Genomic DNA, 13,411 nt, shown 5'->3' with positions numbered 1-13,411 from the left:
TTCTTGTTATGTCTTCGGATCAGTCGCGCCGTCATCAGTCGGGGAATCCGGCAGAGAACGAGCGGCAATGGTTTTCTCAAAAGCAGGATTGTCGCTGCTCGCCGTAAAAGCCACGGTTTTTTCGCTTTCTTGCGCTCCCGCGGCAGCAGGTGCCGCTGCAGAAACAGAGACATTGGCGGGCGCACCCGACAGCTCCGCAATAACCGCCCGCAAATCAGCGGCAAACTGGTCTCCATCCTGATAGCGTGTTTCAGACTTTTTGCTCAAGGACAAAGCCACGATGTCAGCAAGTCGCGCTGACAGCTCCTGCCGGATGATGCGTATGTCCGGCGCCGGTTCATTGGCAATCTTGTACATCAGCTCAGCCATGGAGTCGCCGCGGAAAGGCAACACGCCAGCGAGCATCTGGAACAGCATCACACCCAGGGAATACAGGTCCGAGCGCCCATCGACCTTCTTGCCGGCTATCTGCTCAGGCGACATGAAACTGGGGGTGCCAAGCACCAAACCGGTTTTTGTCTTGCTCGAATCCGTGATGCGGGCAATACCAAAGTCCGTCACCTTGACAATATCGGTGTCCGCGTCGTACATGATGTTGGCCGGCTTGATGTCACGGTGCACCACATGCTGCTTATGGGCATAGGCCAGCGCCTCGGCAACCCGCGCTATGATCGACAGCACTTTGGGGATGGGTAGAAGCTGCCCATCTTTGGTCATGTCAACCAGATCCTTGCCCTTGAGAAATTCCATCGCAATATAGGCCAGATCGTGCTCCTCGCCGGCATCGAAGATGGTCACAATGTTCTGGTGCTGCAGGCGGCCCGCCGTTTCGGCCTCACGGAAGAAGCGTTCACGGGCATCTGTTAATTCGTCACCTTCAAACTCCTGGCTTAACGCCATGGTCTTGATGGCCACCACACGCCCGATCTTGGGGTCTTTACCCAGATAAACCACTCCCATGGCGCCCTTACCCAACTCTTTTTCAACCTGGTATCGGCCCAGCATGGGTTTTTCGACCCCGCCACCGTCGAGCAACATGGTGCCGCCGGGATGGGCACCGCCGCCCCCCAGAATGACGGTTTCCGACAAATTCTTGGCGCGGTTGAGTTTGGACTGCAGGTCCTTGTGGTTCTTGTTGTAGCTGGCCATGTATTCGTACACCGCCTGAGCCTTGTTGAACTGCCGTTTGCGTTCAAAATCGAGCGCCAGGTTGTTCATGTTGTCCATCAACGCGTCGGTAAAAGGTACGCGGCGAAAGCGGTCAAATGCCATGTCGAGCTGGCCCTGCCCCTGTAACGCCAGACCCATCATGCGGTTGGTCTCGGCTGACTCTTCGTCAGACTTGAGCTTCCCGGCCTCCGTCATGAGGAAGCGTTTAGTCGTCAGCGCCAGATGCCCGATGACCAGCAAAGCGGCAGGAAAAACCAGTTTGAGCCAGGTCGCTGCGGCAGAAAGCAGGCCGAACTCAATGACGAGCAGCACCACAAACAGGACCAAGGTAACAACGGCCGCCTTGCCCGCCGACAAGCGCGGCAATCCGGCAATCAGGTAGGCCGCCACAACCAGCAGCAAACCCAGCGTAGCCCAGATTCCCCATGCCGGCTGAACAATGAAGTGCTCGCTCAGAAGGCTGGAGGTGATGTGGGCAATCGTCTCAGCGGGAGAAAGCCCCGGACCCGCAGGCGTTGGAAACTGAGTGCCAACCCCGGCTGCAGTGGCTCCGATGATCACAATCTTGTCGGCGTACTTGCTCGCGGGGATCTTGCCGGACAACACGTCATAAAACGAATCCACGGCAAATGCCGGCCGGCCGTCCCTGCCTTTGTAGAACTGCGGCAGCATCAGAGCCGATTCGTCCGTACCTATGCGCAATTTTCCGATCTGCACCGACTCGCCCGCGTTGAGCTTGATATCGGCCGGCACCAGATTCAAACTCTTGACGGCCGCCAGCAAACTCATGGAAGGCACCGCCTTGCCGTAATAGTTGATCAGCAGAGGCTCTTGCCGCACGGCACCATCCACGTCGGGCAGCTGGTTCAAATGGGCCACGCCGGCCGCACTGTTGCCGATAATCTCTATGGGCTGCTGGCCGCGGACAGCGGGCAGCGAAAATCCACCGGGCTCCTCGACCGCGCTTTTGAGCGCAAAAGCAGGCAGGGGATTGTCCGGCTTGCCTTGGGGGTCACCCAGCACAAAAACCGAAGGCACGAGCACATTTCCGGCCTTGGCCATGCTTGTCGCAAGCTTGGCGTCGGTATCCAGCGCAATCTCTGCCTCGGCAATCACTTTGCCCAGTTGTTCGCTGAGCCCACTCGGCGGGACGGCAGGATCCGCAGGGTTGGCCGAACCGGCAGGCACGGCAACCGGGCCAAGTGCCTCTTTCATTTTCCTGATAAACACCAGCCCGCGGTCGGTTTGCGGCTCAAAAAAGAAGGCTGTGTGTGCAATGGTCTTGGTTTTGGCAGCCGCCAGTTGGTCAATCAACTGGGCATGCACATCGCGCGGCCAGGGCCAACGCCCAATGTTGGCAATGCTCTGGTCATCGATAGCAATGATGGCAATCCGGTCTGACGGCTGGCGCGACGTGCTGGTGCTGGCAAAGTCGTAATAACGGCGCTCAAGCGTGCCGAAAAAGTCGGTCGCGCTGTGAAGCACCAGAACCGCCAGCACCACCAGGACGCCCACAAACCAGTCCGCTCGCCAGAACTGTCCGCGTTTACTTGATGATGTGGCCACGTCCGTCCCGCCTTTGTCCTGGTTTACCGCCGCACACCTGCTGCGCCGTTTTTCTTTGCGCACTTGCCACCCGGCCTGCGTTACAGGTCGGTTACAAATACGCCGTTTGTGGACATTAACAGACGCCATCCACCGGGACAAGGGACTTTTGCACACCGCCCCTCGCTTGTGTTGCAATTTGGCGCCGCCGCAGCCTTCTGCTTGGCGTGCGGCGGTGGCTGAGGCTCAGGCCTCCGGCGCGGAAGCGTGGGCGCGTTTTTGCAGATATGTACCCAAAGCCACCACCAACGCGGCGCCGAGGACTCCACCGATGGTCACTGTCTGATCGGCAATCACACCAAATTGGGCGGTAACGGCCGGGTCGGTCAGCAGCATTTCACCAGCCAGAAAACCGAGCAGGGCGGCACCAATGGTGATGATGATCGGGAAACGTTCCATGACCTTGGTCAACAGCGTTGCGCCGAAAATAATCAGAGGAATGCTGACCAGCAGGCCCATAACCAACAGTGGCAAATTGCCCTTGGCGGCGGCGGCCACAGCCAACACGTTGTCCAGACTCATCACCAGATCGGCCAGCAAGATGGTGCGGATCGCCGCAGCCATGCCGTTGATTTCCTTGCCGTCGTCCTCGCCATCGTCTTCACCCTTGAGCAGATCGACACCGATGTAGACCAGCAAAACAGCACCGATCATTTTCAGATAAGGCAAGCTCAGAAGCTGAATCGCGACGATGGTCAAGACGATTCGCATGACGATCGCTGCCGCACTGCCCCAGAAAATGGCCTTGCTGCGCTGGCTAGGCTCCAGTGTCCGAGCAGCCATCGCAATGACCACCGCGTTATCACCGGACAAAACAATGTTGGCGATCATGATGGAGCCGAATGCGCTCCAGAAAAGAGGGGACGAAAAGTCAAGTCCGAAAAACATGGGTAGCTCCTGTTATGAATTAAAAAAGCGCCGGGAAAGCGCTTTTTTGTTTTTTTGTTTTTTTGGAGAGTCTAAGCCGCAACCCGGCCACAATGATTGGTAAAACTGCTTACGGGCTTGACCGCAGTCAAGTTTTCCAAATCAACTGTGAAGTTTGCGCCTTAGAGCAGCGCCTTGAGCAGCTTGGCCATTTCGGACGGATTGCGCGTCACGGTGAAGCCGCACTCTTCCATGATCGCCAATTTGGCGTCTGCAGTGTCCGCACCGCCGGAAATCAGCGCGCCGGCATGGCCCATGCGTTTGCCGGCGGGAGCCGTCACACCGGCGATGAAGCCAACGATGGGCTTTTTCATATTAGCCTTGCACCACATGGCCGCTTCCGCCTCGTCCGGGCCACCAATTTCGCCAATCATGATGACGGCGTCGGTGTCCGGGTCGTCATTGAAGGCGCGCATCACGTCAATGTGCTTCAGGCCGTTGATCGGGTCGCCGCCAATACCGACGGCGCTGGACTGGCCCAGGCCGATTTCGGTCAATTGCGCCACGGCTTCATAGGTCAGCGTGCCGGAGCGGCTGACCACGCCAATGCGGCCCTTGCGATGGATGTGGCCAGGCATGATGCCAATCTTGATTTCTTCCGGCGTGATCAGGCCAGGGCAGTTGGGGCCCAGCAGCAGGGTTTTCTTGCCACCGGCCGCTTCCTTGGCCTTCATGCGGTTGCGCACTTCCAGCATGTCGCGCACGGGAATACCTTCAGTGATGCAGATCGCCAGGTCGAGGTTGGCCTCAACGGCTTCCCAGATCGCTGCGGCAGCGCCGGCTGGCGGCACGTAAATCACCGACACCGTGGCGCCGGTGGCTTTGGCGGCCTCGGTCACGTTGGCAAAAATCGGGATGCCTTCGAAGTCTTCGCCGGCTTTTTTCGGGTTCACGCCGGCGACAAAGCATTCTTTGCCATTGGCGTAGTCGCGGCACATGCGGGTGTGGAACTGGCCGGTCTTGCCGGTAATACCCTGCGTGATGACTTTGGTGTTTTTGTTGATGTAAATGCTCATGGCTGCCTCATTCGGTAACGGTTGCGATCAAGTGGCCGCAGTGGACCTGGCTTTGCCAGGCCACATGTGGCCGCCCCCTTGAGGGGGAAGCGCCAAAGGCGCATCGGGGGTGGTTCATTTGACAGCGGCGACGATTTTGGTCGCGGCTTCGGCCATGGTGTCTGCAGCGATGATGGGCAGGCCGGACTCGGCCAGCATCTTCTTGCCCAGGTCTTCGTTGGTGCCCTTCATGCGCACGACCAGCGGAACCGAAAGGTTCACGGCCTTGCAGGCGGCGATCACACCGTCGGCAATCGTGTCGCACTTCATGATGCCGCCGAAGATGTTGACCAGGATGCCTTTGACGTCGGGGTTCTTCAGCATGATCTTGAAAGCTTCAGTAACTTTCTCTGCGGTCGCGCCACCGCCCACGTCCAGGAAGTTGGCTGGCTCGCCGCCGAACAGCTTGATGGTGTCCATGGTTGCCATGGCCAGACCGGCGCCATTGACCAGGCAGCCGATGTTGCCGTCCAGGGAGATGTAGGCGAGATCGAACTTGGACGCCTCGACTTCGGCCGGGTCTTCTTCGTCCAGATCGCGCAGGGCCACGATTTCGGAGTGACGGAACAGCGCGTTCGGGTCAAAGTTGAACTTGGCATCCAGCGCGATGAGCTTGTTCTTGCTGTCGCGGTTCAGGGGATTGATTTCCACCAGCGATGCGTCGGTGTCCATGTAGCACTTGTAGAGCTTCTGGAACACGTCCACGGCCTGGGCGGTCGACTCTGCCGGCAGCCCGATGCCACTGGCGATCTTCGTGGCCTGCGCGTCGCTCAATCCGGTCAGCGGGTCGATGAATTCGGTGATGATCTTTTCGGGGGTGGAGTGCGCCACTTCCTCGATGTCCATGCCGCCTTCGCTGGACGCGATGAAGGCCACCTTCTGGGTGGCGCGGTCGGTCACGATGGAGACGTAGTATTCCTTCTGGATGTCGGCGCCGTCTTCAATGTAGAGGCGGCGCACCTTCTGGCCTTCCGGGCCGGTTTGGTGCGTGACCAGCTGCATGCCGAGGATTTCGCCGGCGAGTTTTTTCACGTCTTCGATGCTGCGCGCCAGTTTCACGCCGCCGCCCTTGCCGCGACCACCGGCGTGGATCTGGGCCTTCACGACCCAGACCGGTCCGCCCAGTTTCTGTGCAGCTTCAACAGCTTCTTGCACGGTAAACGCGGGAATGCCGCGCGGCGTAGGGACACCAAAGTTACGCAAGATTTCCTTGCCTTGGTACTCGTGAATTTTCATGAAATTACTTCCAGGATTCGGTAAATGGGGCGTTCCAAGATTTGATGTGTATCTGCGACATTTCGCAAAATTCACCAAAATGTAACGTCTTCGGTCACTGCAGGCAGCAGCGCAGAACTGTATCATGTTGCGATGCACAATTATTGTGCGCGGCTTATACCGCCCTTTTAAGCACTTTCCACAGGAAAAAGCCACATGGCCAAGGTTTTTATTGACGGCGAAGCGGGAACCACGGGTCTTCAGATCCGGGAACGCCTGCAAGCCATGCCTGCCATCGAGTTGGTCAGCATTGCGCCCGAGCTGCGCAAGGATGCTGCCGCCAAGCGCGCGTTGATGGGCACCGTCGACCTGGTGGTGCTTTGCCTGCACGACGACGCAGCACGCGAATCGGTGGCCATGATTGATGACCTGGCACGCGTCAGCGGCAAAAAGGGCCCCAAAGTCATTGATGCTTCCACCGCGCACCGCACCGCACCGGGCTGGGTTTTCGGCTTTCCCGAGCTGACGCCCGGTCAGCGTGACGCTGTCGCGGGTGCTGATCGCGTAGCCAACCCGGGCTGTTATTCCACCGGCGCGATTGCCCTGATCCGCCCGCTGGTCGATGCGGGATTGCTGCCCAAAGACTATCCGCTGGCCATCCCGGCCGTCAGCGGCTACTCCGGCGGCGGCCGCACCATGATTGCAGACTACGAATCCGGCAAGGCACCGGCGTACCAGATCTACGGCCTGAACCTCAAGCACAAGCATCTGCCGGAAATCATGCGCTATACCGGGCTGACACGCCGGCCCGTGTTCACGCCTTCGGTAGGCAACTTCAAGCAGGGCATGCTGGTGCAGCTGCCGCTGCACCTGGACTTGCTGCCGGGTCGGCCAACGGCGGCCCAGCTGCAGGACGTGCTGACGCGCCACTATGCGGGTAGCCCCTGGGTCACGGTCGAACCGGCTGGAGACAGCACCTCGATAGACGCACTCGCGCTGAACGACACCAACAAGATGGAACTGCGGGTTTTCGGCAACGAAGAGTTCCGTCATGCCGTGCTGATTGCACGGCTGGACAACCTCGGCAAGGGTGCTTCCGGCGCCGCCGTTCAAAACCTGGAATTGATGCTGGGCCTGTAACACGCCACAAGCAGGTCGCTTCGTCTGCGGTGCGCTATTTAATTGATAGCTGTCCATGCCCGCCCAATGAGGGCCAGTGGCCAATTCGGCGCTACAGACTCATGGACAGCGGGCGGTCAGGCCCGCCACGACGACTAGTCGTCTTCTGCCTGCGACACCACGCGGCGAATCGCCTCAGCCCCAAAACCGCGCGCCGCCAGGAAGCGCATCTGCTTGCCACGCGCCGCAGCGTCTGCCGCCGGCTCGCCAAACTTCTTGCGCCAGACCTCGCGAGCCCGATCGACCTCGCTGGCTTTCAGTCCGCTAAGCGCCTCGGCCACCGCCTCGGGCGCCAGACCCTTGCCCTGCAACTCATGGCGAATGCGGGCAGCGCCAAACCGCCCGGCGCGGCGATTAATGACCGACTCCACCACCCGCGCTTCGCTGATGAAATCTTTGGCCTGCAATTCGTCCAGCACCCGGGCCAGTTGCTCGGCCGACTCGGCATGCGCTGCCAGCTTGCGCTCCAGCTCGGCGCGTGAATGCTCCCGCTGCGCCAGGCAACGCAAGGCCCGGCCTTTCAGGGACAGGCCGAAACCCGGCGTGGCGGCAGGCTTGTCTGTTGTCATACGCAATTTCGGCAATCAGTCACTATTGTTTTGATAGCTGCTTGCGCCCGTGGAATAAGGGGTTAAGGCCGATTTCACCCTCAACCTGGACCTATCACCCCTTTTTTCACTCGACGGCGGCGACTTTGGGGGCTTTTTCAGCTTTCTCGACCTTGTCGGCTTTGTCAGCCTTCTCAGGCTTCTCTGCCTTGTCCGGCTTGCCGCCCACGGCCTCCTGGATCAGCGGAATGCCCAGCGACTCGCGCACCTTGTTTTCGATTTCCATCGCAAGGTCCGGGTTTTCTTTCAGGAATTCGCGCGAGTTGTCGCGGCCTTGGCCGATTTTTTCGCCGTTGAAGGCATACCAGGCACCGGCTTTCTCGACGATGTGGCCTGCCACACCGAGGTCCAACACCTCACCCAGCCGGCTGATGCCCTCGCCGTAGAGGATGTCGAACTCCGCCATCTTGAACGGTGAGGCCACCTTGTTCTTGACCACCTTGACCCGGGTTTCGTTGCCGACCACTTCCTCGCCCTTCTTGATCGAGCCAATGCGGCGAATATCGAGGCGCACCGAGGCGTAAAACTTCAGTGCATTGCCACCGGTGGTGGTTTCGGGGCTGCCGAACATCACGCCGATCTTCATGCGGATCTGGTTGATGAAGATGACCATGCAGTTGGCCTTCTTGATGTGAGCCGTCAGCTTGCGCAGCGCCTGGCTCATCAGTCGGGCCTGCAAGCCGGGCAGGGAGTCGCCCATTTCGCCTTCGAGTTCGGCCTTGGGCGTCAGCGCCGCCACCGAGTCGACCACGATCAGATCAACCGCGCCGGAGCGGGTCAGCGAGTCAACGATCTCGAGCGCCTGCTCGCCAGTGTCGGGCTGGCTGATCAGCAGGTCCTGCAGGTTCACGCCCAGCTTTTGCGCGTACTGGATGTCCAGCGCGTGTTCGGCATCCACAAAGGCACAGGTGCCGCCCAGCTTCTGCATTTCAGCAATCACCTGCAGGGTCAGCGTGGTTTTGCCGGACGATTCCGGGCCGTAGATCTCGACCACACGGCCGCGCGGCAGGCCGCCGACTCCCAAGGCAATGTCCAGGCCCAACGAACCGGTAGAGACCACCTGGATGTCCTCAATCACCTCGCCGGCACCCAGCTTCATGATGGTGCCTTTGCCGAACTGCTTTTCGATCTGGGCCAGCGCGGCCTGCAAGGCCTTGGCTTTTTCGGTGTTCAGGGCGGGATTGGTCTTGTTCGGCAGGTCCATGGAAAACTCCTTGAATGTCAGTAAGGGAAAACTTTTTGGCTTCGGGCTCCAGCTCTGCTTTTAATTACAGTACTGGGTGCATGACCAGTACTTTATGATTGCCATATAAATAAGTAAACCCTGTTTTTAGTCAGTTTGCCTGATCAATAGAGATTATCATTTCCGCATGAATTCCTCCTCTGTTCCCCCACCCGGCGGCGGCGCCCCAGACGAGGAGAACTGGCGCCTCACTCACCTCGGTCGCCTGCTCGGCCACGCCCTGCGGCGTTTTGACGAACGCGTGCTGGTGTTGATGGCCCGCAATGTCGACGTGCCCCTGGCGCTGTCGAATCTCGCAGCGCGCGGGCAGGTGGGCGCCGCGCACATTCACATCACGCGCCACCTGGCGGTAGGCGGCTCGCGGCTGACCGACCTGGCGCAAAGCGCCGGCATGAGCAAACAGGCCATGGGCGACCTGGTGGACCAGTGCGAAGCCTGGGGCCTGGTCACACGCCAGCCCGACCCGCACGACAAACGCGCCCGCACGGTGGTGTTCACCGCTTCCGGTCTGCTCTGGCTGCAGGCCTTTCGTGACGCCGTGGCCCAGGCCGAAGCCGAGTTCAAGCAGGCCGTGGGCACCGACGTCGCCACCGTGGTGGCGTTAGGCCTCGAAGCCTACGCTAGCGCCTGATCCGCACCACAGGAACACTTCTCCCATACCAGCAGGGGCCGCGGAACCGGCTTTGCCGGGCCGCAGGCGCAGCGTCCCCTCGGGGGGCAGAGAGTTACACGCAGTGAGCGAACGTGGGAGCCCAGTCAACAGTAAGCAAACAAAGGGGGATAAAGGCCTAGAATTTGAAAAACAGGCCGCAGAGCCGTTTCGCCCTGAGCGTTCCGCCGGACCGCGCGGGGGCACCCCCCATCAGGAGACAAGCATGCGCATATTGATTGCCGAAGATGACCAGGTCCTGGCCGACGGCCTGCTTCGTACCCTGCGCGCCTCCGGCGCGGCGGCTGACCACGTGGCCAGCGGCACCGAGGCCGATGCCGCCCTGATGACCAACACCGAGTTCGACCTGCTCATCCTGGACCTGGGCCTGCCGCGCATGCACGGGCTGGAAGTGCTCAAGCGCCTGCGCGCCCGCGGCTCGGCCCTGCCGGTGCTGATCCTCACAGCCGCCGACAGCGTCGAAGAACGCGTCAAGGGCCTGGACTACGGGGCCGACGACTACATGGCCAAACCTTTTTCGCTGCAGGAACTCGAAGCTCGCGTGCGCGCCCTGATCCGCCGCGGCATGGGCGGCGCCAGCAGCACCATCAAACACGGGCCGCTGGTGTATGACCAGGCCGGGCGCGTGGCGACGATCGACGGCCAGATGCTGGAATTATCGGCACGAGAACTGGGCCTGCTCGAGGTTCTGCTGCAACGCGCCGGCCGCCTCGTCAGCAAGGACCAGCTGGTCGAACGCCTGTGCGAATGGGGCGAGGAAGTCAGCAACAACGCGATCGAGGTGTACATCCATCGCCTGCGCAAGAAGATCGAAAAAGGCCCGGTGCGCATCGCCACCGTGCGCGGCCTCGGTTATTGCCTAGAGAAGATCCCCGGCTAATCATGGGGCCCCCACGGTCGTCCGCTTCGCGTAACTCCCTGCCCCCCGAGGGGGCCGCTGCGCCTGCGGCCCGGCAAAGCCGGTTCCGCGGCCCCTGCTTGGATGAAACCAACGCGTCGACGGTTTTCGAGCCGTGCCATTGAGACTCTTCCAGCGTGAACGCCGAAGTCTGTTCGGGGAAATCCTCGACTGGATGCTCACGCCGCTGCTGCTGCTGTGGCCCATCAGCCTGGCGCTGACCTGGCTGGTGGCGCAAAACATTGCCGGCAAACCGTTTGACCGTGCGCTTGAATACAACGTACAGGCCCTGGCCAAGCTGGTCGTGGTCAAGAACAGGCAGGTGCAGTTCAACATGACTGCACCTGCCAGCGAACTGCTGCGCGCCGACGACACCGACCTGGTGTACTACCAGGTGCTGGGCACCCGCGGCGAATACCTCAGCGGCGAGCACGGCCTGCCCCTGCCGCCCGACGAAGAAATGGGCTTTGAAGGCGAGGTGCGGCTGCGCGAGGACACCATGCAGGGTCAGGAAGTGCGCGTGGCCTACACCTGGATCAGGGCCGACGTGCCGGGCGGCCATCCCATCCTCGTGCAGGTGGCCGAGACCCTGGAAAAGCGCAAAACGCTGGCCACCGAAATCGTCAAGGGCGTGATGGTGCCGCAATTTGTCACCCTGCCGCTGGCCGTGCTGCTGGTGTGGCTGGCGCTGGTGCGCGGCATCAAGCCCCTGGACCAACTGGAAAAACGCATACGCGCACGCAAGTCCGACGACATGAGCCCGCTGGACGAAACCATCGTGCCGGAGGAAGTCGCGCCGCTGGTGTCGTCCATCAACGACTTGCTGAGCCGGCTCAAGGTTTTGCTGACCACGCAAAAGCGCTTCCTCGCCGATGCCGCCCACCAGCTCAAGACCCCGCTGGCCGGACTGCGCATGCAGGCCGACCTGGCCCAACGCGAAACCGACGCCGACGAGCTCAAGAAATCCCTCAAGCAGATAGGCCGCGCCAGCATTCGCGCCACCCATACCGTCAACCAGTTGCTGGCGCTGGCCCGCGCCGAGACCACCGGCCGCAGCCTGGCCAAGCAAAAGCTGGACGTGGTGCACATCATTTCGGAGGCGATCCAGGACTCGGTTCCCCGTGCGCTTGAAAAACGCATCGACCTCGGCTACGACGGCCCACCGCCCGGCGAGCCCGCAAACATGCTGGAGGCCAACCCGACACTGCTCAAAGAACTGGTACGCAACCTGCTCGACAACGCCCTGAATTACACACCCGACGACGGGCAGGTCACGGTGCGGCTGCTGACCGACCGCTTTAGCGGCGCGATCCTGTTGCTGGTCGAGGACTCGGGGCCGGGCATCCCGGCGCCCGAGCGCGAGCTGGTGTTTCAGCCCTTTTACCGCGCGCTGGGTACCAACGTCGACGGCTCCGGGCTGGGCCTGGCCATCGTGCAGGAAATCGCCCGGCAGCACGATGCCACCGTCTCGGTGGACGACGCGCTGCCGGGACACACGCCTCCCGGCACCCGAGTCACAGTTCGTTTCACGGGCTTTGCAGATCTGCCACAAGAATAAGGCTACGCGTCACTACACTGTCTTCATACCTTTGGAGACCTTTCACCCCCATGAAGATGACGACGCCCTCGGCCCCTCCGCCCGCCCAGGCCGACGTGAGTGCCCGTGAAAGCAGGCGCCACATGCGCACGCGTCTGAAAATCGGCCTGTCGGCCTGCTTCTCCCACGCCGACCCCACGCGCTCGCTGTTCACCGGTAAAACGCTGCAGTATGTCGAGCAAACCGTCGCACACTGGATCATGTCTTCCGGCGCCATGGTCGTCATGGTGCCTTGCCCGACCGGCAGCACGCAACGCGGCGACGTCCATTTTGACGACTACGCCCAGTGGCTTGACGGGCTCGTGCTGCACGGCGGCGCCGATATCTGGCCCGGCAACTATGGCGAAAATCCGCTCGAAGAGCGCTGGTCCGGCGACCGTGTGCGCGACGAGTACGACAAGGCCCTGGTCGCCTCCTTCGAGAAAGCCGGTAAACCGGTGTTCGGCATCTGCCGCGGCATGCAGCTACTCAACGTCGCGTTCGGCGGCACGCTGTACCAGGACATCGCCACCCAGGTGCCCGAGTCCTTTGTGCACCGCGACGCGGTGGTTTACGACCAGAACTTCCACAGCGTGGAGATCGTCCAGGGCACACAGCTTTCCCGCCTGTACCCGGGCGTGGAACGCGTGCGCGTCAACAGCATTCACCACCAGGGCATCAAGGACCTGTCACCCGAGTTCGTGGCCGAGGCCTTCAGCGTGCCCGACGGCATGGTGGAAGCCATACGCCGCAAGGACCCGTCGAAAAGCTACATCGTGGCGCTGCAGTGGCACCCCGAGTTTCACCAGCCGGGGTCGGACACGATTGACGATGCTGCGGTGCTGGAAGACTTTCTTTCTGCGGTGGCTGCTGCGAAAAAGCACGTGACAGCCTGAGGCGCCGCCGCTTTTAAGCAGAAAAGCCTCTACTCCCAATAGGGATGTGCGCCGATAGCTATTGAATTCATAGCACCTTTACCCACTCCAACTGAACCTGTTGAAGCTGGTTCTTCGATTGCGTTTTGCGGTATGCCAGCAAGCCGGGTCTCGCCCCGGCGGGCGAGGCACTTTGTCTTTGCTTCGCCAAAGAAAAGTACCCAAAAGAAAGGCGACCCGATGGTCTGGGTCCCCTACGCTGCGCTCCGGGGCAACCTGCGGTGCTCGCCGAAAGTGGGGTCGAGCTCGAACTCGCTACGCTCAGACAATCGCTCGCCCTGATCCACTTTCGGCGAGCACCGCAGGTTGCCCCGGAGCGCAGCGTAGGGG

Annotated in this window: 11 protein-coding genes; 5 read left to right on the top strand and 6 right to left on the bottom strand. The window is 61.0% G+C overall.

Annotated features, from left to right (window positions below; all coding sequences use genetic code 11):
• Positions 1-6: 6 nt before the first annotated feature.
• The 4 genes from B0B52_RS00055 to sucC all read right to left on the bottom strand — a co-directional run bounded on the left by B0B52_RS00055 (position 7) and on the right by sucC (position 5,993).
• On the bottom strand, positions 7-2,736 hold the full coding sequence (locus B0B52_RS00055) for a CHASE2 domain-containing serine/threonine-protein kinase (protein ID WP_077591638.1): 2,730 nt from the start codon (positions 2,734-2,736) through the stop codon (positions 7-9).
• A gap of 225 nt (positions 2,737-2,961) precedes the next feature.
• Positions 2,962-3,663, bottom strand: coding sequence for a TerC family protein (locus B0B52_RS00050; protein WP_077591560.1), 702 nt, complete (start codon positions 3,661-3,663; stop codon positions 2,962-2,964).
• Between the two features lie 161 nt (positions 3,664-3,824).
• Positions 3,825-4,718 (bottom strand): succinate--CoA ligase subunit alpha, encoded by an 894-nt coding sequence (gene sucD / locus B0B52_RS00045; RefSeq protein WP_077591559.1) that lies wholly within the window; start codon positions 4,716-4,718, stop codon positions 3,825-3,827.
• A gap of 114 nt (positions 4,719-4,832) precedes the next feature.
• Positions 4,833-5,993, bottom strand: a complete 1,161-nt coding sequence (sucC, locus tag B0B52_RS00040; protein ID WP_077591558.1) for an ADP-forming succinate--CoA ligase subunit beta — start codon at positions 5,991-5,993, stop codon at positions 4,833-4,835.
• Positions 5,994-6,188: 195 nt separating this feature from the next.
• Between sucC and argC the strand changes: the two genes are divergently transcribed.
• Positions 6,189-7,112: an N-acetyl-gamma-glutamyl-phosphate reductase gene (argC, locus tag B0B52_RS00035; RefSeq protein WP_077591557.1), complete on the top strand. Its 924-nt coding sequence runs from the start codon at positions 6,189-6,191 to the stop codon at positions 7,110-7,112.
• A 134-nt stretch (positions 7,113-7,246) separates the two neighbouring features.
• Here the strand turns inward: argC and recX are convergent, their stop codons facing one another.
• Together recX and recA are read right to left on the bottom strand one after the other, a co-directional pair.
• Positions 7,247-7,720 carry a recombination regulator RecX gene (gene recX, locus B0B52_RS00030; protein WP_077591556.1) on the bottom strand — a complete coding sequence of 158 codons (474 nt, stop codon included), beginning with the start codon at positions 7,718-7,720 and terminating at the stop codon, positions 7,247-7,249.
• 106 nt (positions 7,721-7,826) lie between these two features.
• Positions 7,827-8,963, bottom strand: a complete 1,137-nt coding sequence (gene recA, locus B0B52_RS00025) for a recombinase RecA (RefSeq protein ID WP_077591555.1) — start codon at positions 8,961-8,963, stop codon at positions 7,827-7,829.
• Positions 8,964-9,129: 166 nt separating this feature from the next.
• On the opposite strand from recA, the gene B0B52_RS00020 reads away from it, so the two are divergent.
• The 4 genes from B0B52_RS00020 (at position 9,130) to B0B52_RS00005 (ending at position 13,042) form a co-directional block, all read left to right on the top strand.
• The gene (locus B0B52_RS00020; protein ID WP_077591554.1) at positions 9,130-9,633 is read left to right on the top strand and encodes a MarR family winged helix-turn-helix transcriptional regulator; all 504 of its coding nucleotides are present in this window, start codon (positions 9,130-9,132) and stop codon (positions 9,631-9,633) included.
• A 244-nt stretch (positions 9,634-9,877) separates the two neighbouring features.
• Positions 9,878-10,552 (top strand): response regulator transcription factor, encoded by a 675-nt coding sequence (locus B0B52_RS00015; protein ID WP_077591553.1) that lies wholly within the window; start codon positions 9,878-9,880, stop codon positions 10,550-10,552.
• Positions 10,553-10,691: 139 nt separating this feature from the next.
• On the top strand, positions 10,692-12,128 hold the full coding sequence (locus B0B52_RS00010) for a sensor histidine kinase (RefSeq protein WP_077591552.1): 1,437 nt from the start codon (positions 10,692-10,694) through the stop codon (positions 12,126-12,128).
• A 122-nt stretch (positions 12,129-12,250) separates the two neighbouring features.
• Positions 12,251-13,042, top strand: a complete 792-nt coding sequence (locus tag B0B52_RS00005) for a gamma-glutamyl-gamma-aminobutyrate hydrolase family protein (RefSeq protein WP_077591637.1) — start codon at positions 12,251-12,253, stop codon at positions 13,040-13,042.
• The last annotated feature ends 369 nt before the right edge of the window (positions 13,043-13,411 follow it).

The organism is Polaromonas sp. A23 (assembly GCF_002001015.1).
GTDB lineage: Bacteria > Pseudomonadota > Gammaproteobacteria > Burkholderiales > Burkholderiaceae_C > Polaromonas.
This window is presented reverse-complemented; position numbering and strand designations above follow the sequence as displayed.

Coding starts and splice junctions, on each gene's coding strand:
- B0B52_RS00005 (WP_077591637.1), top strand. CDS start 12,251: ATGCGCACGCGTCTGAAAATCGGCCTGTCGGCCTGCTTCTCCCACGCC.
- B0B52_RS00015 (WP_077591553.1), top strand. CDS start 9,878: ATGCGCATATTGATTGCCGAAGATGACCAGGTCCTGGCCGACGGCCTG.
- argC (WP_077591557.1), top strand. CDS start 6,189: ATGGCCAAGGTTTTTATTGACGGCGAAGCGGGAACCACGGGTCTTCAG.
- B0B52_RS00020 (WP_077591554.1), top strand. CDS start 9,130: ATGAATTCCTCCTCTGTTCCCCCACCCGGCGGCGGCGCCCCAGACGAG.
- recA (WP_077591555.1), bottom strand. CDS start 8,963: ATGGACCTGCCGAACAAGACCAATCCCGCCCTGAACACCGAAAAAGCC.
- B0B52_RS00050 (WP_077591560.1), bottom strand. CDS start 3,663: ATGTTTTTCGGACTTGACTTTTCGTCCCCTCTTTTCTGGAGCGCATTC.
- sucC (WP_077591558.1), bottom strand. CDS start 5,993: ATGAAAATTCACGAGTACCAAGGCAAGGAAATCTTGCGTAACTTTGGT.
- sucD (WP_077591559.1), bottom strand. CDS start 4,718: ATGAGCATTTACATCAACAAAAACACCAAAGTCATCACGCAGGGTATT.
- recX (WP_077591556.1), bottom strand. CDS start 7,720: ATGACAACAGACAAGCCTGCCGCCACGCCGGGTTTCGGCCTGTCCCTG.